This is a genomic window from Pseudomonas sp. RA_15y_Pfl1_P11 (genome assembly GCF_963970975.1).
GTDB classification, from domain to species: Bacteria; Pseudomonadota; Gammaproteobacteria; order Pseudomonadales; family Pseudomonadaceae; genus Aquipseudomonas; species Aquipseudomonas tritici.
Genome location: NZ_CAXAOY010000020.1, coordinates 93838 through 113586, shown reverse-complemented (window position 1 = coordinate 113586; position 19749 = coordinate 93838). Strand labels below are relative to the sequence as shown.

At 60.6% G+C, this 19749-nt stretch carries 17 protein-coding genes; 12 read left to right on the top strand and 5 right to left on the bottom strand.

The genetic code is table 11. The annotated features are described in order from the left end of the window. Positions 1 to 166: 166 nt before the first annotated feature. Positions 167 to 1030, top strand: coding sequence for an MBL fold metallo-hydrolase (locus AACY44_RS22845; RefSeq protein WP_339420086.1), 864 nt, complete (start codon positions 167 to 169; stop codon positions 1028 to 1030). A 67-nt stretch (positions 1031 to 1097) separates the two neighbouring features. Here AACY44_RS22845 and bkdR read toward each other — a convergent pair whose 3' ends face one another. Beyond that, positions 1098 to 1586 carry a Bkd operon transcriptional regulator BkdR gene (gene bkdR / locus AACY44_RS22840; RefSeq protein WP_049709031.1) on the bottom strand — a complete coding sequence of 163 codons (489 nt, stop codon included), beginning with the start codon at positions 1584 to 1586 and terminating at the stop codon, positions 1098 to 1100. Between the two features lie 195 nt (positions 1587 to 1781). Here bkdR and AACY44_RS22835 point away from each other — a divergent pair, with 195 nt between their 5' ends. From AACY44_RS22835 to AACY44_RS22815, 5 genes are all read left to right on the top strand, one after another. Further along, positions 1782 to 3017: a 3-methyl-2-oxobutanoate dehydrogenase (2-methylpropanoyl-transferring) subunit alpha gene (locus tag AACY44_RS22835; protein WP_339420084.1), complete on the top strand. Its 1236-nt coding sequence runs from the start codon at positions 1782 to 1784 to the stop codon at positions 3015 to 3017. A 1-nt stretch (position 3018) separates the two neighbouring features. Next, positions 3019 to 4077: an alpha-ketoacid dehydrogenase subunit beta gene (locus tag AACY44_RS22830; RefSeq protein WP_339531119.1), complete on the top strand. Its 1059-nt coding sequence runs from the start codon at positions 3019 to 3021 to the stop codon at positions 4075 to 4077. Beyond that, positions 4078 to 5337 (top strand): dihydrolipoamide acetyltransferase family protein, encoded by a 1260-nt coding sequence (locus tag AACY44_RS22825; RefSeq protein WP_339420082.1) that lies wholly within the window; start codon positions 4078 to 4080, stop codon positions 5335 to 5337. 3 nt (positions 5338 to 5340) lie between these two features. Then, positions 5341 to 6720 (top strand): dihydrolipoyl dehydrogenase, encoded by a 1380-nt coding sequence (gene lpdA / locus AACY44_RS22820; RefSeq protein WP_339531117.1) that lies wholly within the window; start codon positions 5341 to 5343, stop codon positions 6718 to 6720. Between the two features lie 197 nt (positions 6721 to 6917). Then, positions 6918 to 7937 carry a branched-chain amino acid aminotransferase gene (locus tag AACY44_RS22815; protein ID WP_339420078.1) on the top strand — a complete coding sequence of 340 codons (1020 nt, stop codon included), beginning with the start codon at positions 6918 to 6920 and terminating at the stop codon, positions 7935 to 7937. A gap of 83 nt (positions 7938 to 8020) precedes the next feature. Here AACY44_RS22815 and AACY44_RS22810 read toward each other — a convergent pair whose 3' ends face one another. Next, positions 8021 to 8914 (bottom strand): GNAT family acetyltransferase, encoded by an 894-nt coding sequence (locus AACY44_RS22810; protein WP_339420075.1) that lies wholly within the window; start codon positions 8912 to 8914, stop codon positions 8021 to 8023. 267 nt (positions 8915 to 9181) lie between these two features. Between AACY44_RS22810 and AACY44_RS22805 the strand changes: the two genes are divergently transcribed. Both AACY44_RS22805 and AACY44_RS22800 read left to right on the top strand, forming a co-directional pair. Beyond that, the gene (locus tag AACY44_RS22805; protein ID WP_339438931.1) at positions 9182 to 10228 is read left to right on the top strand and encodes an ornithine cyclodeaminase; all 1047 of its coding nucleotides are present in this window, start codon (positions 9182 to 9184) and stop codon (positions 10226 to 10228) included. Between the two features lie 121 nt (positions 10229 to 10349). Next, a complete protein-coding gene (locus AACY44_RS22800) occupies positions 10350 to 10847 on the top strand; it encodes an Lrp/AsnC family transcriptional regulator (RefSeq protein WP_016974875.1) in 498 nt (165 codons plus the stop codon). An 11-nt stretch (positions 10848 to 10858) separates the two neighbouring features. On the opposite strand, the gene AACY44_RS22795 is transcribed toward AACY44_RS22800, so the two are convergent. Next, positions 10859 to 12142, bottom strand: a complete 1284-nt coding sequence (locus AACY44_RS22795; RefSeq protein ID WP_339420072.1) for a Zn-dependent hydrolase — start codon at positions 12140 to 12142, stop codon at positions 10859 to 10861. 144 nt (positions 12143 to 12286) lie between these two features. After that, the gene (locus AACY44_RS22790) at positions 12287 to 13774 is read right to left on the bottom strand and encodes an NCS1 family nucleobase:cation symporter-1 (protein ID WP_339420070.1); all 1488 of its coding nucleotides are present in this window, start codon (positions 13772 to 13774) and stop codon (positions 12287 to 12289) included. Positions 13775 to 14365: 591 nt separating this feature from the next. Between AACY44_RS22790 and hydA the strand changes: the two genes are divergently transcribed. From hydA to preA, 3 genes are all read left to right on the top strand, one after another. Beyond that, a complete protein-coding gene (hydA, locus tag AACY44_RS22785; protein ID WP_339531115.1) occupies positions 14366 to 15805 on the top strand; it encodes a dihydropyrimidinase in 1440 nt (479 codons plus the stop codon). Between the two features lie 78 nt (positions 15806 to 15883). Next, on the top strand, positions 15884 to 17251 hold the full coding sequence (locus AACY44_RS22780; protein ID WP_339420066.1) for an NAD(P)-dependent oxidoreductase: 1368 nt from the start codon (positions 15884 to 15886) through the stop codon (positions 17249 to 17251). Beyond that, positions 17251 to 18525, top strand: a complete 1275-nt coding sequence (gene preA, locus AACY44_RS22775) for an NAD-dependent dihydropyrimidine dehydrogenase subunit PreA (RefSeq protein ID WP_339420064.1) — start codon at positions 17251 to 17253, stop codon at positions 18523 to 18525. Before AACY44_RS22780 ends, preA begins: the two co-directional genes overlap by 1 nt. A gap of 121 nt (positions 18526 to 18646) precedes the next feature. Here the strand turns inward: preA and AACY44_RS22770 are convergent, their stop codons facing one another. Then, positions 18647 to 19267, bottom strand: coding sequence for a TetR/AcrR family transcriptional regulator (locus AACY44_RS22770; protein ID WP_049709047.1), 621 nt, complete (start codon positions 19265 to 19267; stop codon positions 18647 to 18649). 116 nt (positions 19268 to 19383) lie between these two features. Here AACY44_RS22770 and copC point away from each other — a divergent pair, with 116 nt between their 5' ends. Beyond that, a complete protein-coding gene (gene copC, locus AACY44_RS22765; protein ID WP_339531113.1) occupies positions 19384 to 19749 on the top strand; it encodes a copper homeostasis periplasmic binding protein CopC in 366 nt (121 codons plus the stop codon).

The window sequence follows — 19749 nt, the reverse complement described above, 5'->3', positions numbered from 1 at the left end:
TCTATCGCCTTTTATCGTCAATGCACACAAGGGGCGTTGCCGTATGGCGTCACGTCCCGTTACAGGTCGATCCTTTGCCTCGGACCGTTTTTTTCCCTTAAGCTCGCAAGCCTATGTGGAAAACATCTCGAATGTAAGCCGCAATCCGCTACCAAGGACCGCCGCCATGCCCGCTTTGATTCAAGCCTTTCTGGATGAGGCATCGTCGACCTACACCTACGTCCTACATGAAGCAGATGATGGCCCCTGTGCCATCGTCGACTCGGTGCTCAATTACGACCCGGCCTCCGGGCGCACCGACACACGCCAGGCCGACAAAGTCATCGCCTATGTGCGTGAACATCGCTTGCAGGTGCAGTGGCTGCTGGAAACCCATGCCCATGCCGATCACCTGTCCGCCGCGCCGTACTTGCGCCGCACGCTGGGCGGCAAGATCGCCATCGGTCAGTCCATCAGCAAAGTGCAGGGCGTGTTCAAGAACCTGTTCAACCTCGAGCCGGAGTTTCGTGCCGACGGCTCGCAGTTCGATCACTTGTTTGCGCCGGATGAGGTGTTTCACATCGGCAACATCAAGGCCCAGGCCCTGCATGTGCCCGGTCATACCCCTGCGGACATGGCCTATTTGATCGACGACCGGTTGATCCTGGTGGGTGACACGTTGTTCATGCCGGATGTGGGCACGGCGCGTTGTGATTTTCCCGGTGGGGATGCGCGGCAGCTGTATGCGTCGATGCGCAAGTTGCTGGCCTTTCCTTTGGAGACTCAATTGTACGTATGCCATGACTACCCGCCTGAGGGGCGTGAGGCGAAATGCCTGACGACCGTGGCTGAGCAGCGCGCGGGTAACATTCATGTGCATGACGGGGTGGATGAGGCGGCATTTGTAGAGATGCGTACAACGCGCGATGCGGGGCTGGGGATGCCGACGTTGCTGTTGCCGGCGATCCAGGTGAACGTGCGAGCGGGAAATATGCCGCCGGCAGAGAGCAATGGGGTGACTTACCTGAAGATCCCACTCAATCAACTTTGAAACGTTTAACCCTGTGGGCGCTGGCTTGCCTGCTCCCACATTTGGCCCGCGGTGATTCAGTTAATTATCAGCCGCCCAGGTTGATGCCGTTGGCGGGCAGCGGCAGTGCGGTTTTGTAACGCACTTGCTTGAGGGCGAAGCTGGAGCGGATGTTGGCGACGCCTGGCACTTTGGTCAGGAAGTCCATCATGAAGCGTTCCAGTGACTGGATCGTCGGTACCAGCACGCGAATCAGGTAGTCCGGGTCGCCGGCCATCAGGTAGCACTCCATCACTTCCGGGCGGTCGGCGATCGCGCCTTCGAACTGTTGCAACGCCAGCTCATTCTGTTTTTCCAGGCTAACGTGGATGAACACGTTGACGTGCAGCCCCAGCAGGTCGGCGTCCAGCAAGGTCACCTGGTCGCGAATCAAGCCCAATTCTTCCATCGCCTTCACCCGGTTGAAACACGGCGTGGGCGACAGGTTGACTGAGCGGGCCAGGTCGGCGTTGGTGATGCGGGCGTTCTCCTGCAAAGCGTTGAGAATGCCGATATCAGTACGATCCAGTTTGCGCATGAGACAAAATCACCTGTTTATTATGTTTATGCAGTTTTTTTATCCGCAAATGATCCCGAGCGCAATGAAACACAGATAAATATTCTTCTACGCCCCGCCTATGATTGTTGTAGGACAAGATTTCTCCTACCCGGAGACTGACTGTCAGCTAGCGCGCCCACTACAAGAAATTCACAAGATAGAGCGTAGAAAGCCATGACCCAGCAGTATGAACCACTGCGCCTGCACGTCCCTGAACCCTCGGGCCGCCCAGGCTGCAAGACCGACTTTACCTACCTGCGCCTGACCGACGCGGGCCTGGTGCGAAAACCCGCCATCGACGTAGAACCTGCCGACACCGCCGACCTTGCCAAAGGCCTGATACGCGTGCTCGACGACCAGGGCCAGGCCCTGGGCCCGTGGGCTGAAGGTGTCCCCGTCGAGATCTTGCGCAAAGGCATGCGTGCCATGCTCAAGACGCGGATCTTCGACAACCGCATGGTGGTCGCCCAGCGTCAGAAAAAAATGTCTTTCTACATGCAAAGCCTTGGCGAAGAAGCCATCGGCAGCGCCCAGGCCCTGGCCTTGAACATCGACGACATGTGCTTCCCCACCTACCGCCAGCAAAGCATCCTGATGGCGCGCGAGGTGCCGCTGGTCGACCTGATCTGCCAACTGCTGTCCAACAAGCGTGACCCGCTCAAGGGCCGCCAGTTGCCGATCATGTATTCGGTAAAAGACGCCGGTTTCTTCACCATTTCCGGCAACCTCGCCACCCAATTCGTCCAAGGCGTGGGCTGGGGCATGGCCTCGGCGATCAAGGGCGATACCAAGATCGCCTCCGCCTGGATCGGCGACGGTGCCACCGCCGAGTCCGACTTCCACACTGCCCTCACCTTCGCCCACGTGTACCGCGCGCCGGTGATTCTCAACGTGGTGAATAACCAGTGGGCCATCTCCACCTTCCAGGCCATTGCCGGCGGTGAAGCCACAACGTTCGCCGGACGCGGCGTGGGTTGCGGTATCGCCTCCCTGCGCGTGGACGGTAACGACTTCATCGCGGTGTACGCCGCCTCCGCCTGGGCCGCCGAGCGTGCGCGCCGCAACCTCGGGCCGACGCTGATCGAGTGGGTCACCTACCGCGCCGGGCCGCACTCCACCTCTGATGATCCGTCGAAATACCGCCCAGCCGATGACTGGAGCCACTTCCCACTGGGCGACCCGATTGCCCGCCTCAAGCAGCACCTGATCCGCATTGGCCAGTGGTCCGAAGAGGAACACGCGGCGGTCAGTGCCGAACTTGAGGCCGAAGTGGTCAAGGCGCAGAAAGAAGCCGAACAGCACGGCACCCTCGCCGGCGGCCAGATTCCAAGCGCCGCGACCATGTTCGAAGACGTCTACAAAGAGATGCCGGAGCACTTGAAGCGCCAGCGTCAAGCGTTGGGGATCTGACATGAACGATCACAACAACAGTATTGAAGTGGAAACCGCCATGACCACCACAACCATGACCATGATCCAGGCGCTGCGCTCGGCCATGGACGTGATGCTTGAACGTGATAACAACGTGGTGGTTTTCGGCCAGGACGTGGGCTATTTCGGCGGCGTATTCCGTTGCACTGAAGGCTTGCAGACCAAATACGGCAGCTCGCGTGTGTTTGACGCGCCGATCTCCGAAAGCGGCATTATCGGCGTGGCGGTGGGCATGGGAGCCTACGGACTGCGCCCGGTCGCCGAGATCCAGTTCGCCGACTATGTCTACCCCGCCACCGACCAGATCATCTCCGAAGCCGCGCGTCTGCGTTATCGCTCGGCCGGCCAGTTCACCGCACCGTTGACCATGCGCATGCCGTGTGGCGGTGGTATCTACGGGGGTCAGACCCACAGCCAAAGTATCGAAGCGGTGTTCACCCAAGTCTGCGGGTTGCGCACGGTCATGCCGTCCAACCCGTATGACGCCAAGGGTTTGTTGATCGCCTCCATCGAAAACGATGACCCGGTGATCTTCCTTGAGCCAAAACGCCTGTACAACGGCCCGTTCGATGGCCATCACGACCGCCCGGTAACCCCGTGGTCGAAACACCCGCAAGCGCATGTCCCGGACGGTTATTACACCGTGCCGCTGGACGTGGCTGCCATCGTGCGTCCCGGTTCGGCCGTCACCGTGCTGACCTACGGCACCACTGTGTATGTGTCGCAAGTCGCCGCAGAAGAAACCGGCATCGACGCCGAAGTCATCGACCTGCGCAGCCTATGGCCACTGGACCTGGAAACCATCGTCAAGTCGGTGAAAAAGACCGGCCGTTGTGTGGTGGTGCACGAAGCCACCCGCACCTGCGGCTTTGGCGCCGAGCTGGTAGCGCTGGTTCAGGAGCATTGCTTCCACCATCTGGAAGCGCCGATCGAACGCGTGACCGGTTGGGACACCCCCTACCCGCACGCGCAGGAGTGGGCGTATTTCCCTGGCCCGTCCCGCGTGGGCGCGGCGTTGAAACGGGTCATGGAGGTCTGAATGGGCACGCACGTTATCAAGATGCCGGACATTGGCGAAGGCATCGCAGAAGTTGAATTGTCGGTTTGGCACGTGAAGGTCGGCGACATGGTCGTCGAAGACCAGGTGCTGGCGGATGTAATGACTGACAAGGCGATGGTGGATATCCCATCGCCGGTGCATGGCAAGGTGATTTCCCTCGGCGGCGAGCCAGGCGAAGTCATGGCCGTGGGCAGTATCTTGATCAGTATTGAAGTGGAAGGTGCCGGCAACGCCAAGGAAGCGCCCGCCGCGAAGGAAGCGCCGAAGGCCGCCCCTGTGGTGGAGGCCAAGCCTGCGCCGGTGGCGGTTGAGAGCAAACCTGCGCCGGTGATCGCGGCCCAGGCGCCTGTTGCACGTGAAGCCGACGAACGTCCGCTGGCCTCCCCGGCTGTGCGCAAACACGCATTGGACGCCGGGATTCAGCTGCGCCTGGTCCAGGGCTCTGGCCCGGCGGGCCGGATTCTGCACGAAGACTTGGAGGCTTACTTGCTCCAGAGTCCGACGCAAAATAAAAACGCAGCCAACCCCTACGCCGAACGCAACGTCGAAGAACAGATCCCGGTGATCGGCATGCGCCGCAAGATCGCCCAGCGCATGCAGGACGCCACCCGGCGCGCCGCGCATTTCAGCTATGTGGAAGAGATCGACGTCACCGCCCTCGACGAGCTGCGTGTGCACCTCAACGAGAAACACGGCGCCACGCGCGGCAAGCTGACGTTGCTGCCATTCATCGTGCGCGCCATGGTTGTGGCCCTGCGTGACTTCCCGCAGATCAATGCGCGATACGACGACGAAGCCCAGGTCATCACCCGCCTCGGCGCGGTGCATGTGGGCGTCGCCACCCAGAGCGACGTCGGCTTGATGGTGCCGGTGGTACGTCACGCCGAAGCCCGCAGCCTGTGGGGCAATGCCGAGGAAATCGCACGCCTGGCCACCGCCGCGCGCAATGGCAAGGCCAGCCGCGATGAGCTGTCAGGTTCCACCATCACGTTGACCAGCCTGGGTGCACTCGGCGGCATTGTCAGCACGCCGGTCTTGAACCTGCCAGAAGTGGCCATCGTTGGCGTCAATCGCATCGTCGAACGGCCCATGGTGATCAAGGGCCAGATCGTGGTGCGCAAGATGATGAACCTCTCCAGCTCCTTCGATCACCGCGTGGTCGATGGCATGGACGCGGCGCAATTCATCCAGGCCATTCGTGGCCTGCTCGAACAACCCGCCAGCCTGTTTCTGGAGTAAGGCATGTCTCAGACGTTGAATACCACGCTGCTGATTATCGGCGGCGGCCCTGGCGGTTATGTGGCAGCGATTCGGGCGGGTCAACTGGGTATCCCGACCATTTTGGTAGAAGGCCAGGCGCTCGGCGGCACGTGCCTGAATATCGGCTGCATTCCGTCCAAGGCGTTGATCCATGTGGCCGAGCAGTTCCAGCAAACCGTGCACCATAGCCAGGGCTCACAGTTGGGCATCGAAGTGGATGTGCCGACCCTGGACATCCGCAAAAGCGTGGAATGGAAAGATGGCATCGTCGACCGGTTGACCACGGGCGTCGCTGCGCTGTTGAAGAAACACAAGGTGCAAGTGATCCACGGCTGGGCCAAGGTGGTGGACGGCAAAACCGTCGACGTCGGCGACCAGCGCATTCAGTGCGAACACCTGTTGCTGGCCACCGGTTCGAAAAGCGTCAACTTGCCGATGCTGCCGATTGGCGGGCCGATCATCTCCTCCACCGAAGCCCTGGCACCGACACGCGTGCCCAAGCGGCTGATCGTGGTAGGTGGGGGTTATATCGGGCTGGAGCTGGGCATTGCCTACCGCAAGCTCGGCGCCGAGGTCAGTATGGTCGAGGCCCAGGACCGCATCCTGCCAGCCTATGACGCCGAGCTGACCCAACCCGTGAATGAATCCCTCAAGCAACTGGGGGTGAAGCTGTACCTCAAGCACAGCGTCACCGGTTTTGCGGACAACTGCCTGCAAGTGCGCGATCCGAATGGCGACACGTTGTCGCTGGAAACGGACCAGGTGCTGGTTGCCGTGGGCCGCAACCCCAATACCCAGGGCTGGAACCTCGAAGCGCTGAACCTGGACATGAACGGTGCGGCGATCAAGATCGACAAGCACTGCCAGACCAGCATGCGCAACGTATGGGCCATCGGCGACCTGAGCGGCGAACCGATGCTTGCGCACCGCGCCATGGCTCAGGGCGAAATGGTGGCCGAACTGATCAGCGGTAAATCCCGCGAATTCAACCCGGCCGCGATCCCGGCGGTGTGCTTTACCGACCCGGAACTGGTGGTGGTCGGCAAGACCCCAGACGAGGCCACGGCTGCCGGCCTGGACTGCATCGTGTCGAGCTTCCCGTTCGCCGCCAATGGCCGGGCCATGACCCTGGAGTCGAAAACCGGCTTTGTGCGCGTCGTTGCACGCCGTGACAATCATCTGATCGTCGGCTGGCAAGCGGTTGGCGCTGGCGTCTCGGAACTGTCCACCGCGTTCGGCCTTAGCCTGGAAATGGGCGCACGCCTGGAAGACGTTGCCGGCACCATCCACGCCCACCCGACCCTCGGCGAAGCCGTTCAGGAAGCCGCTTTAAGGGCCCTGGGCCACGCCCTACACCTGTAATTCTGATGCAATTCCCCTGTGGGAGCGGGCTTGCTCGCGAATGCGGTGGATCAGTCACCGGCGTACTGACTGACACTCTGTATTCGCGAGCAAGCCCGCTCCCACATAAAGCAAGAATGAAGTATTGTTGCGCCCATCCAGAAAAAAACCGACAAGCCTGCCTCTGACCAGGCGGTTGACCAGAGATAGAGGGTGTCATGGGTAACGAAAGCATCAATTGGGACAAGCTGGGTTTTGACTACATCAAGACCGACAAGCGGTTTCTCCAGGTCTGGAAAAACGACGAATGGCAAGAAGGCACCCTGACCGACGACAACGTGCTGCACATCAGCGAGGGCTCCACCGCCCTGCACTACGGTCAGCAATGCTTCGAGGGCCTCAAGGCCTACCGCTGCAAGGACGGCTCGATCAACCTGTTCCGCCCGGACCAGAACGCCGCCCGAATGCAGCGCAGCTGCGCCCGTCTGCTGATGCCGCATGTGCCGACCGACGTGTTCATCGACGCCTGCAAACAAGTGGTCAAGGCCAACGAGCGGTTCATCCCGCCGTACGGCAGTGGCGGCGCGCTGTACCTGCGCCCATTCGTGATCGGCACCGGTGACAACATCGGCGTACGTACCGCACCGGAGTTCATCTTCTCGGTGTTCGCGATCCCGGTCGGCGCCTACTTCAAAGGCGGCCTGGTGCCACACAACTTCCAGATCTCCACTTTCGACCGCGCCGCGCCACAAGGCACCGGTGCTGCCAAAGTGGGTGGCAACTACGCCGCCAGCCTGATGCCAGGTTCGGAAGCGAAAAAAGCCGGTTTCGCCGATGCGATCTACCTGGACCCGATGACTCACTCGAAAATCGAAGAAGTCGGCTCGGCCAACTTCTTCGGGATCACCCACGACAACCAGTTCATCACGCCGAAGTCGCCTTCGGTGCTGCCGGGCATCACCCGCCTGTCGCTGATCGAACTGGCCCAGACCCGCCTGGGCCTGAACGTGGTCGAGGGCGAAGTGTTCATCGACAAGCTGGACCAGTTCAAGGAAGCCGGCGCCTGCGGTACGGCTGCGGTCATCACGCCAATCGGCGGCATCCAGTACAACGGCAAGCTGCATGTGTTCCACAGCGAAACCGACGTCGGCCCGATCACCCAGAAGCTCTACAAAGAGCTGACCGGCGTACAGACCGGCGAAGTCGAAGCCCCAGAAGGCTGGATCGTCAAAGTCTAACCAGAACACCCGCAACACCGGCAACACCACAAAACCAATGTGGGAGTGGGCTTGCTCGCTCCCACATTGGATCTCCAGTGTTCTTAAGATTGAGCCGGAATATTCCCCGCAATCTTCTTCCCCATACTTATCCTCGGCTCCACCCCATACCCCAGCGCTTCATAAAACCCCACCACCGCATCATTCCCCCCGGTGATCTGCAGGTTGATCTTCATACAACCCAAGGCAGTCAACGCCTGTTCCGCATGCCTCACCAGCGAGGAACCCAGGCCGTGCCGGCGATAATCTGCGTGCACCGCCACCGAATACAGCCACCCACGATGCCCGTCATACCCGGCAAGCACCGTACCGATCACAACCTTTTTATCCATCGCGACGAAAAAAAGCCCATCGTTGACCGCCAGCTTCTTATCGATCGCGAGCCTCGGCAGGTTATGCGCCGTCTCGTAACCAAAAGCCTCCTGCCACAACGCAACCACCTGCGCGCGATGCTGACGGTCGCGATACGGGCCGATGGGATGCCGGGACAGCAGCGCCTTTTCCATCACCAACGTACGCTCGTTGCCATGGTAAACATCGCGCACGGTGTGAAACCCCAGTTTGGTATAGAACGGCTCGGCGGTCAGCGATGACGGCACACTCAGTACCGTCACCCCGGCCTCACGGGCGCGCAGTTCGACCTCGATCATCAATAGCCGGCCAATGCCCTGCCCTTGCAGCGCCGGATTGACGAACACCGAACGCACGACATTGGCGTCCAGGGCCGCCGTGGCAACGATCACCTGGTCCTTGATCGCCACCAGCACCACCCGGCGCGTGAGCAGCGCCAGCACGGCCTCCGGGGTAAAGTTGGTCGCAACCCGCGCAATCACATCCGCCGGGTAATCCTGTGCATTGCTGCTGTGCAAAGCCGCCAGGATGACCTGGCTGATCCCCTCGGCATCGGCGGGTTGGGCAAGACGTACTGCGGTCGACATGATTCCTCCTGACTGACGGCGCTAGACCTGACACCACAATACCAATGCAGGCGCAAGCCAGCTCCCCCATTTCGATCACACCTCACCTTCACAGCCGATTCGGCTGACGGACTGCACTTTTCAGCTTTCCCGGCTGAGCCACCCCTGCGTTTCAGCCGGGATAATCCGCAGATAACCCACACAATAACCCGACTGCACCTGCCTGCCGTGCCGCCTCACGCGCAGCAGAAAACGTTGGACGTACCCTCGAATAACAAGGAGCCTCACATGACCCGCTACATCGACGTCAACGACCTCTGCTACCTGGTCTCGCAAAAAAGCCTGCCCACCTGCATCACCGAGATGGCCGAGTACATCCGCGCCGACTACCTGCGCTGGCAGGACTTCGAAAAATGCGCGCGCCTGGCCAACCACTCACCGGATGGCGTGATCGAACTGATGCCGGTATCCGACGCGTCGCTGTATGCCTTCAAGTACGTCAATGGCCACCCGAAGAACACCCTGGCCGGCATGCTCACCGTGATGGCTTTTGGCGCGCTGGGCGATGTCGACACAGGCAAACCGGTGCTGCTGGCGGAAATGACCCTGACTACCGCGATTCGCACTGCCGCCACCTCGGCCCTGGTCGCCCGCTACCTGGCTCGCGACAACAGCCGCAGCATGGCGCTGATCGGCAACGGCTCGCAGAGTGAATTCCAGGCCCTGGCCTTCCATGCCATGCTTGGCATCAATGAGATCCGCCTGTTCGATATCGATGCCAAGGCCACCGCCAAACTGGCGGCCAACCTCAAGGCGTTCCCGGCGATCAAGGTGATCCTGGCCAGCAGCGTGGCCGACGCCGTGAAAGGTGCGGACATCGTCACCACCGTCACCGCCGACAAGGCCTATGCCACTATCCTCACCGATGACATGATCGAACCCGGCATGCACCTTAACGCGGTCGGTGGCGACTGCCCCGGCAAGACCGAGCTGGACCGACGTATCGTCGAGCGCGCCCGGGTGATCGTCGAGTACGAACCGCAAAGCCGCATCGAAGGTGAAATCCAGCACATGCCGGACAATTCGCCGGTGACCGAACTCTGGCAAGTGATCAACGGCCAGCAGCCCGGCCGCGAAAACGCGCACCAAGTGACCCTGTTCGATTCGGTGGGTTTTGCCATCGAAGATTACTCGGCCCTGCGCTACGTGTTGGACGTGGCCAAGGCGCTGGACGTGGGCAGCGACCTGGCGCTGGTGCCGGACCTGGCGGATCCGAAAGACCTGTTCGCACGCCTGGCGCAGCAGCCACGCGCGCAGCAGAAAAAGCGCGCCTGAGGCGTGCTGCAAGCCCTCGACCGCATACAGACGTTGACGCAGGAAGGCCGTACCATGTGACGGGTCAGGCAAACGCGAGGCGTTTGCCGCCATTTTTTCTCAACCGTTTGAAGTGAAAACCATGGATACCAAGGCCAACGGACCCCATTCTTCCCCTGCGCTGGACCGCATCGATGAAGCCATCATCGAAGTGCTGCGGCACCAGGGGCGTATCACCTACGAAAAGCTCTCGTCGCTGGTGCACCTCACGCCCCGGCCCTGCCTGGAGCGGGTGCGCAAGCTGGAGCGACGCGGGGTGATCCGTGGGTATGGGGCGATCATTGATGTGCAGATGGTTTCACCAGGCCTTTCGTTGCTGGTGTTGGTGGCCTTGTCCAACCAGAGCGGGCGTTCGGCGCAGAAAGCCTTCGAAGCCTGTGTGAAGGCCTGCCCGCAGGTGTTCGAGTGCCAGCTGATCAGCGGCCCGTTTGACTACAGCCTGCGCATGCGCTGCCGAGACATGGAGCATTACCGGGTACTGACCGAGACCTGGTTGAACAATGACGAGTTGCACATTGATAAATTGGTGGCGCATCCGGAGTTGGCGGTGGTGAAAAACACCGCCACCGAATTGGCCTGAGCGGGCGCCATTCAGGCCGCCAGTTTGCCGCTGGCGATGGCCGCCGACGCGGCCACCATCGCCCTTAGCAGCACCGCACACCCCGCCGCCAAGTCATCCGGTGCGGCGTTTTCGATTTCGTTATGGCTGATGCCGCCTTCACAGGGCACAAAAATCATCCCCGCCGGGCCCAGTTCGGCAACAAAGATCGCGTCATGCCCTGCCCCGCTGACGATGTCCATGTTCGACAACCCCAGCCCATTCGCGGCATCACGCACAGCGTCCACGCAGCCCTTGTCGAAATACAGGGGTGGAAAATCTGCCGTAGGTGCCATCTCGAAACTCAAACCGTGCTTGGCGCAAGTTTCATCGATCACCTTGCGTACTTCGGCAATCATCGAGTCCAGCCGCACCGGCTCCAGGTGACGGAAATCCAGGGTCATGCGCACTTCCCCCGGAATGACGTTGCGCGAACCGGGGTAAGCCTGCAGGCAGCCAACGGTGCCGCACGCATGCGGTTGATGCCCAAGCGCCGCCGCATTGACCGCCGCCACCACCGCCGCCGCGCCCACCAGGGCATCCTTGCGCAGGTGCATCGGCGTCGGTCCCGCGTGCGCTTCAACGCCGCGCAGTTTCAGGTCAAACCACTTCTGCCCAAGGGCGCCCAGCACCACGCCAATGGTCTTTTTCTCGTCTTCAAGAATCGGCCCCTGTTCGATATGCGCCTCGAAATAGGCGCCTACCTTGTGCCCACTGACCGGCCGCGAACCCGCATAGCCAATCGCGTTCAGCGCGTCGCCCACGCTGACGCCGTCCACGTCCACCTTGGCCAGGGTGTCCGCCAGGGTGAATTTCTCGGCAAACACGCCCGAGCCCATCATGCAGGGCGCAAAGCGCGAGCCCTCTTCGTTGGTCCACACCACCACTTCCAACGGCGCCTCGGTTTCCACTTTGAGGTCATTGAGCGTACGCAGCACCTCCACACCCGCCAGCACACCGAAGCAACCGTCGAACTTACCGCCGGTGGGCTGGGTGTCGATATGGCTACCAGTCATCACTGGCGGCAGGTTGGGGTTGCGCCCCGGGCGACGGGCGAAGATGTTGCCGATGCCGTCGACGGTCACCGTGCAACCCGCCTCTTCACACCACTGCACAAACAAGTCGCGGGCCTTGCGATCAAGGTCGGTGAGAGCCAGGCGACACACACCGCCCTTGGGGGTGGCGCCGAGTCTGGCCAAGTCCATCAACGACTGCCACAGGCGGTCGCGGTTGATGTGCTGATGGGTGGATTGCAGAACGTCGAGGGCAGCGTTCATGGGGATCTCCTCAGGCTATATTCTTATGAACTGACTCGGTCAACTGTGGGAGCTGGCTTGCCTGCGATGACGGCGGCACATCCAACATTTTCCGTGGCTGACACACCGTTATCGCAGGCAAGCCAGCTCCCACATTGACCGTGTTTATAAAGGCAATTTGGCGGTGGCCGGGCTGACACCACGCCGGGCATTCAGGCCGTAATACAACACGCCACCCAGCGCCGATCCGGTAAACCAGCCGTAGCTGTAGAACCAGCTGAATGCATCACTGCCCAGCGACAGCAGGGTCATCACCACCGGCACGCCAAACGCGATAAACCCGCTCCAGTTCCACGCCGGGTACACGTCGTCGCGGTACAGACCTGCGAGATCAAGCTGTTGTTTGCGGGTGATGAAGTAGTCCACCACCATGATCCCGGCGATCGGTCCCAGCAGGCTTGAATAACCCAGCAACCAATTGGAGTAGACGGTTTCCAGGCTTACATCGGAAACGATCAGCCCGAGCTTCTTCAGCAGTTCATGCCCCATCAACGCCAACCCGACCAGACCGGTGAGCATCACGGCGGTGGTGCGGTTGATCAGCTTGGGCGCGATGTTCTGAAAGTCATTGGTGGGCGAAACAATATTCGCGGCGGTGTTGGTGGACAACGTCGCGACGATGATCAGCGCCATCGCCACGGCGACCCACACCGGGCTCTGGATATGGCCGATCAGGGTCACCGGGTCGGACACGCTCACACCCACCAGTTTTACCGACGCGGCGGTCATGATCACACCAAGAGAGGCGAACAGGAACATGGTCAGCGGCAGGCCGAAGATCTGCCCGAGAATCTGGTCTTTCTGGCTTTTGGCGTAACGGCTGAAGTCCGGAATATTCAGCGACAATGTCGCCCAGAAACCCACCATCGCCGTGAGGCCGGCCATGAAGTAACCGGTGAGGCTCGCACCTTCGGGGCGCTTGGGTGGAATCGCCATCAACTCGCTGATCGACACATTAGGCATCGCCCACACCAGCAGACCAATCCCCACTGCCACCAGCAGCGGTGCCGACAGGGTTTCCAAGCGTTTGATCGACTCGGCGCCGCGCAGTACCACCCATAGATTCAGCGTCCAGAAAATCATGAACCCGATCACCTCGCCGGTGCCGCCAAGGGACTTCCAGCCCTCGAAAATCGAGCCCAGGAACAGGTGAATCGCCAGCCCGCCAAACATCGTCTGGATACCAAACCAGCCACATGCCACCAGCGCCCGGATCAGGCACGGCACGTTCGAACCAAGAATGCCAAACGACGAACGCAACAACACCGGAAACGGTATGCCGTACTTGGTGCCAGGGAAGGCGTTGAGGGTCAACGGGATCAGCACCACGATATTGGCCAGCAGGATCGCCACCAGCGCTTCACCCACCGACAACCCGAAATACGCGGTGAGCACCCCACCCAGCGTATAGGTGGGCACGCAGATCGACATGCCGACCCACAACGCGGTGATGTGCCACTTGTTCCAAGTGCGTTCGTGCACCTTGGACGGTGCCATGTCGTGGTTGTAGCGAGGGCTGTCGAGGACGTCGGGGCCGGCGTCTAATTCGTACAGGCCGTTGCGTTCAATGACTTGCGATCTGTTCTGTTGCATGGCCGCTCCACGGTTTTTTCGAATTATTTTTGCTCATCCAACGCTGTGCGCTGGATGGCCGGAGTACCTCGTAAACAACATGACATCACGGGTCCGGCCAGCCGCCACTGCACTCAATATCCGTGCCGACACCCCACCTTGAACCCGCACCGCTTATATAACGTGCTGATGTTTATCAGCTTTCCGATTTATCCCTCGGTACATGCCGCACTGCTCAGGCTAAACAATACGAAAGTTGTCAGAACCCTCAGGACTCAATCTGGTGCAACACAATTATTTTTATTTCCCTCCCCCGTCAAGAGGCATGTCTCAAGCGCCTGATTTGCAATAAGAAATGTTGCTCAATTTAGGAACCTGTCAAGTGCGTCAAAATGGTGAGTGAACGCTACATTTTGGTGATTTTTATATTTTATATATATAAATCAATAAGTTAACGCTTGAATAAGCTTATAAAAAATCTTCTTGCCCAATCGAAAAACTCGGGCTAGTTTCTATTCCTGTCACTGATGACAGGAATTAACCCGCCATCGGTAAGCAGCATTACAACACTTAGAACTGGCACAAGCCGGTCAAGCCTGTGAGGAACTCGACATGTCGCTGTTGATCCGTGGCGCCACCGTTATTACCCATGATGAAAGTTACCGCGCCGATGTTTTATGCGCAGGCGGTCTCATTCGGGCCATTGGCACGAATCTGGATATTCCCGCCGGCACTGGAACACTCGACGGCAGCGGCCAATTCTTGATGCCCGGCGGCATCGACCCCCATACCCATATGCAATTGCCCTTCATGGGGACCGTGGCCAGTGAAGACTTTTTCAGTGGCACGGCAGCAGGCCTGGCGGGGGGCACCACGTCGATCATCGACTTTGTGATTCCCAACCCGCAGCAACCCTTGATGGAGGCGTTTCACCTGTGGCGGGGCTGGGCGGAAAAATCCGCGTCCGACTACGGTTTCCACGTGGCGATCACCTGGTGGAGCGAGCAGGTGCGCGAGGAAATGGCCGAACTGGTCAGCCACCACGGCATCAACAGCTTCAAGCACTTCATGGCCTACAAGAACGCGATCATGGCGGCAGATGACACCCTGGTCGCCAGCTTCGAACGCTGCCTGGAACTGGGCGCGGTGCCCACGGTGCATGCTGAGAACGGCGAGTTGGTGTATCACCTGCAACGCAAGCTGATGGCCCAGGGCATCACCGGCCCGGAAGCGCACCCGCTGTCGCGCCCGTCGCAGGTAGAGGGCGAAGCGGCCAGCCGCGCCATTCGCATCGCCGAAACCATCGGCACGCCGTTATACCTGGTGCACGTGTCCACCAAGGAAGCGCTGGATGAAATCACCTACGCCCGCAGCAAAGGCCAACCGGTCTATGGCGAAGTACTCGCCGGCCACTTGCTGCTGGATGACAGCGTCTACCAGCACCCTGACTGGCAGACCGCCGCCGGCTACGTGATGAGCCCACCCTTCCGCCCGCACGGGCATCAGGAAGCGCTGTGGCATGGTTTGCAGTCCGGCAACCTGCACACCACCGCGACCGACCACTGCTGCTTCTGCGCCGAGCAAAAAGCCGCTGGCCGTGACGACTTCAGCAAGATCCCCAATGGCACTGCCGGGATCGAAGACCGCATGGCGCTGCTGTGGGATGAAGGGGTCAACACCGGGCGCCTGTCGATGCAGGAGTTCGTTGCGCTGACCTCCACCAATACCGCGAAGATCTTCAACCTTTATCCGCGCAAAGGCGCGATCCGCGTGGGGGCCGATGCTGATCTGGTGCTGTGGGACCCCGAGGGTACACGGACCATTTCCGCCAAGACTCACCACCAGAAAGTCGACTTCAACATCTTCGAAGGCAAAACCGTGCGCGGCGTGCCGAGCCATACCATCAGCCAGGGCAAGCTGGTCTGGGTCGATGGCGACCTGCGTGCCGAACGCGGTGCCGGGCGGTATGTGGAGCGGCCGGCGTATCCGGCGGTGTTTGAGCAGTTGAGCAAGCGGGCGGCGTATTCCAAGCCAGTCGCTGTGAACCGCTGATATCGCATTCGCGAGCACAGGCACCAAAAAATCAATGCCCATCAGAGGCAGCACCTCAATAACCGTGAGGCCAACACCGTGATCCAGACCCTGACCCACCTCCCCCATCCCGCTGAGGATGGACCCACGCTCGCCAGCCATTTCACCGACCTGGCGCCGCCGCTCAACGCCCGCCAGGCCCAACTGGAAGCCTCGCGCTGCCTGTATTGCTACGACGCACCGTGCGTGAACGCATGCCCCAGCGAAATCGACATTCCGTCGTTCATCCGCAACATCCACACCGAAAACGTACAAGGCGCCGCGCAGAAGATCCTCTCGGCCAATATCCTTGGCGGCAGTTGCGCTCGGGTGTGTCCCACCGAGATCCTCTGCCAGCAGGCTTGCGTGCGTAACAACGCCGAAGAATGCGCCCCGGTGCTGATCGGCTTGCTGCAACGTTATGCAATCGACAATGCACACTTCAGCGAACACCCCTTCCACCGCGCCGCGCCTACCGGCAAGCGCATCGCCGTGGTCGGCGCCGGGCCGGCAGGCTTGGCCTGTGCCCACCGCAGCGCCTTGCACGGCCATGACGTGGTGATTTTCGAAGCACGGGAAAAAGCCGGTGGCCTGAATGAATACGGGATCGCCAAGTACAAACTGGTGGATGACTTCGCGCAGAAGGAACTGGATTTCCTCCTGCAGATTGGCGGCATCGAGATCCGCCACGGCCAGCGCCTGGGCGACAACCTGACCTTGAGCGACCTGCACCCGCAATTCGACTCAGTCTTCCTCGGCCTCGGGTTGGCCGCCAGTAAACAGCTCGGTTTAGCCCACGAGGACGCTCCCGGCCTGCTCGCCGCCACCGACTACATCCGCGAGCTGCGCCAAGCCGACGACCTGACCCAGCTGCCCCTGGCCGACCGCTGCATCGTGCTCGGTGCCGGCAACACCGCCATCGACATGGCCGTGCAAATGGCCCGCCTCGGTGCTCGTGATGTGAACCTCGTTTACCGTCGAGGGTTGGCAGATATGGGCGCCACCCACCACGAACAGGACATCGCCAAAGCCAACCAGGTCCGCCTGCTGACCTGGGCCCAGCCTGAAGAAGTGCTGCTGGATGAGCAGGGCCACGTGCGCGGCATGCGCTTCCAGCGCACGCGCCTGGAAAACGGGCGCCTGCACCCCACCGGCGAAACCTTCGAGCTGGCCGCCGATGCAATCTTCAAGGCCATCGGCCAAGGGTTTGACAGCGAGGCGCTGCACGATCCGCTGGCCCAGCAACTGCAACGTGTCGGTGAAAGAATCTTCGTCGATGAACAGCTGCGCACCAGCATTCCCGGCGTATACGCCGGCGGCGATTGCGTCAGCCTTGGCCAGGACCTCACCGTGCAGGCAGTGCAACACGGCAAGCTGGCCGCTGAAGCCATGCACGCCCAACTCATGCTGAATGTGGAGGCAGCGTAATGGCCGATCTCTCGATTGTGTTCGCCGGTATCAAAGCCCCCAACCCGTTCTGGCTGGCCTCCGCGCCGCCCACCGACAAGGCCTACAACGTGGTCCGTGCGTTTGAAGCCGGCTGGGGCGGCGTGGTGTGGAAAACCCTGGGCGAAGACCCGGCGGCGGTCAACGTGTCGTCACGCTACTCGGCGCACTACGGTGCCAACCGTGAAGTGCTGGGCATCAATAACATCGAGCTGATCACTGACCGCTCGCTGGAGATCAACCTGCGGGAAATCACCCAGGTGAAAAAGGACTGGCCCGACCGCGCGTTGATCGTGTCGCTGATGGTGCCGTGCGTTGAGGAATCCTGGAAAAACATCCTGCCGCGGGTGGAAGCCACCGGTTGCGACGGTATCGAGCTGAACTTCGGCTGCCCCCATGGCATGCCCGAGCGCGGCATGGGTGCGGCGGTCGGCCAAGTGCCGGAGTATGTGGAGCAGGTCACGCGTTGGTGCAAGACGTATTGCTCGCTGCCGGTGATCGTCAAGCTCACGCCGAATATCACCGACATTCGCGTGGCGGCGCGCGCGGCGTATCGCGGTGGTGCGGATGCGGTGTCGCTGATCAATACCATCAATTCCATCACCAGCGTCGACCTGGAACGCATGGTCGCGCTGCCGGTGGTTGGCACACAAAGCACCCACGGCGGTTACTGCGGTTCGGCGGTTAAGCCAATTGCGCTGAACATGGTCGCCGAAATCGCCCGTGACCCGCAGACACAGGGCCTGCCGATCTGTGGCATTGGCGGCATCGGCAACTGGCGCGACGCGGCGGAATTCGTTGCCCTTGGCTGTGGCGCGGTGCAGGTGTGCACGGCGGCGATGCTGCACGGGTTTCGGATTGTGGAAGAGATGAAGGACGGGCTGTCGCGGTGGATGGACAGTCAGGGTTACGCCAGCCTGCAGGAATTTTCCGGACGCGCGGTGGGCAATACGACGGATTGGAAGTACCTGGACATCAACTACCAGGTGATTGCGAAGATCGATCAGCAAGCCTGTATTGGCTGCGGGCGTTGCCATATTGCCTGTGAGGACACGTCGCACCAGGCGATTGCCAGTTTGAAATTGGCGGATGGCACGCATAAGTACGAAGTGATCGATGATGAATGTGTGGGCTGCAATTTGTGCCAGATCACCTGCCCGGTGGCCGACTGCATCGAGATGGTGCCGATCGACTCGGGCAAGCCGTATTTGAACTGGACGCAAGATCCGAGGAATCCCTATCGAGAGGCTGTGTAGCGCTCTAGATCGCTATCGCAGGCAAGCCAGCTCCCACATTCGAGTGCATTCCTTCAGGAACAATGCGCTCAACGGTGGGAGCTGGCTTGCCTGCGATGGGGCCTTCAGCCGCACCGTGACATCAAGGTTCCAACCCAATCCCCCGCAAAATCACCCCTGTCACCGTCTGTATCGCCTTCTCGAATTGCATATCCGACAAAGGCTGGTGATCATTCAGGATCTTCACCTGATGATCAAAGTCGGCATAGTGCTGGGTCGAGGCCCAGATCATGTACAGCAAGCTCGACGGCTCAACCGGCAGGATGCGTTTGTCCTCCACCCACTGGCGAATTTTCGCTTCCTTCATCTTGGCCCAGTCGTACAGGCTTTCATCCAGCGCCTCCCCGAGTGTCGGCGCGCCGTGGATGATTTCGTTGGCCCAGACTTTCGAGCCATACGGCCGGGTGCGCGAGCGCTGCATCTTGGCGCGGATGTAACTGCTGAGTACCACCCGCGGATCATCAAAGGTCTCGAAGCTCAGGGCGTCCTGCTTCCACACTTCCAACAGGTCGAACAGCACCGCGCTGTACAACTCACTTTTGGTGGTGAAGTAGTAGTGCAGGTTTGAGCGCGGCAGTTGCACTTCTTCGGCGATATCGGCCATGGCGGTGCTGCCGTAGCCTTTTTCGGCGAAGATTTTCTCCGCCGCCAGCAGGATTTTTTCGACGTTGACCCGACGAATTCCGATCTTGTGATTGCCCATGAGGGCTCCCTGACAACGAGAGAGCCCAAAGACTACCATTCGCTCTAGATCGGGGCGACAGGCTGAACCGAAACTTCGTACACTGCCTGCTCCTGCCCATTGATTGGTATTGAACAATGTTGATCAAGAAAACCCTGACCACCGTCGCCCTGCTCGCGTCCTTGCTGGGGGCTTCGGCGGCGTTTGCCCATGCTCACCTGAAAAGCGCCACACCCCCCGCCGACAGCACCGTCGCCACGCCCGCTGATCTGCGCCTGACCTTCAGTGAAGGCGTCGAGGCCACCTTCACCAAGGTGTCCCTGAGCAAGGACGGCACCGAAATCGCCATCAAGGGCCTGGAAACCCCGGACGCCGACAAGAAAACCCTGGTAGTGACGCCTGCCGCCCCACTGGCTGCTGGTAACTACAAAGTGGTGTGGAACGCCGTCTCGGTCGATACCCACAAGAGCAATGGCGAATACAGCTTCAAGGTCGGCCAATAA